Annotated in this window: 1 protein-coding gene; it reads right to left on the minus strand. The window is 46.1% G+C overall.

The features are described 5' to 3' along the window. On the minus strand, window positions 1-1298 hold a 1298-nt coding region (locus P8O70_19405), incomplete at its 3' end, for a tetratricopeptide repeat protein (GenBank protein MDG2199006.1). Window positions 1299-1714: the final 416 nt, after the last annotated feature.

The following is a 1714-nucleotide window of genomic DNA, read 5'->3' on the forward strand; positions in this document are numbered from 1 at the left end:
TAGACTGCCACCTTCAAATCAGGCTTCTTCAAGTCAGTTTCTGCCATCTCCAGATAAGCTTCCCGCACAGCCTTCAACTCCTGCCGAGCCACTTTATTGCTTCGCTCCTTGCGCAATGCCCGTTGAAAAACCTTATAGGCATCATCCAAATTGTTTTTTTGCAGCAGCAGGTGTCCGATCCGGTTGAGCAGTTCAACCGATTCAATTTCGGGAATCAACGGCTGGTAGATCTCAAGGGCCCGCTTGAAGTTCTGCCTTTCAAAAAATTCTTCACCTCTTTGAAAGCATTCTTCCAGATCAAAATAACCCTGGGATCGCTGCAGCAGCTTGTGGGTTATGAAGAAATGTCGTCGAGCCGGCATCACCCTCTCAGCCTGTTGATACAACAGCCCAAGGTTAGCGTTGGCATAGCGATGATTCGGGTACTTGCCGAGCAGTTGCACTAGTTTATCGATGGCATCCTGACGTTTTCCCATTTGTGAAAGAGGCAGAATCCAGAAACAGCTTAAGTTCAGATCCTTTGAGTTTTCACCAGATAGTTGGTCGAAGCACTTCCGGGCAACGTCAGCAATTTTCCGATCAAGACAACAAAATCCCAATGTCAGTAGCAGTTTCTGCCGCAGTGAGAGGTCTTCCTTGGTATCATTCAGGATATAATCAAAAAGGCTTTGCCAGTGAACCTCATCCGGCTCAACACTCTCATCAAATTCTTCTTCTGTGACATCATCAAGTTCGAAGGACTCGTCCTCCTCAAAATCCTCCTCCTCAGCATCCAACATGTCATGATGTAGTTCCCACAATTCAGGAAGGTCATCCTGATAGTCTGGCAGATACAAGGAAGTGCGCTGCTCATATTCGCGGATGGCCTGCACTGCCACGCTGTCAGCTAATTCCAGACGTGCAATGGTCGCAGGGAGATTGTAGGTGGCGTAGTTATGCTTTGGCTTCAAGCGAAGGCAGTGTTCATAGAGGCTGATCGCTTGGTTCCAGTCCCCATTTTTTCTGCAGAGATTCCCAATGGCGTTTGCCAAATCAACGTTATCAGGGTTCATTGACAGCAGACTACTGCCAACTGAAATCAAGGCGGACAAATCACCACTGCCCTGCATATCGCGATAGATATCAGCCACAGTTTTGGAGGCCAACTCGCGATGAACCTGCATTGCCTTGCTGAACTCGATCATGGACCGGTCATAAAAATGGCTATCGAGCAACTGTTTTCCCCGCTCTAGCAGGGTGAGAGCCTCTGACTCACTGTCCGTAGCCACAGACTTTCGCAATTGATCCAGAATATTCATGTACACATCCAATGAAACTGAAGGTCTATCTGGACTGACCCAACTCCCTGCTTCCACATCTGTGGATTGAAATCAAGCTATACTGGTTGATAGGCAAATTGGGTAATGGTGTTCTTGATTCACGAAAATTTATCATAGTAAATCAGGAGATTTTTGGAAACGTGTTCATCCGATTTTTTTCTAATTTCACCAGCTTGACCCCTTTCCTTGAATATCTCCTCAACGGATCTGGTCAATACTGGAACTTTTCTTTTCTGCTTTCTCGTCACAAGATCAAATAAACAACAAGCAATAATTCAGCAAACTGACTTCCAAATGGACGACTAACTGCTGAAAAATCAAAGCACCACTGAAAACCTGGTTTCTATAGTCTGAATGAATTGATCAGGAATTGCCCTGCGACTCGGACTGCGAGT

It is taken from the genome of SAR324 cluster bacterium (assembly GCA_029245725.1).
Classification (GTDB): domain Bacteria; phylum SAR324; class SAR324; order SAR324; family NAC60-12; genus JCVI-SCAAA005.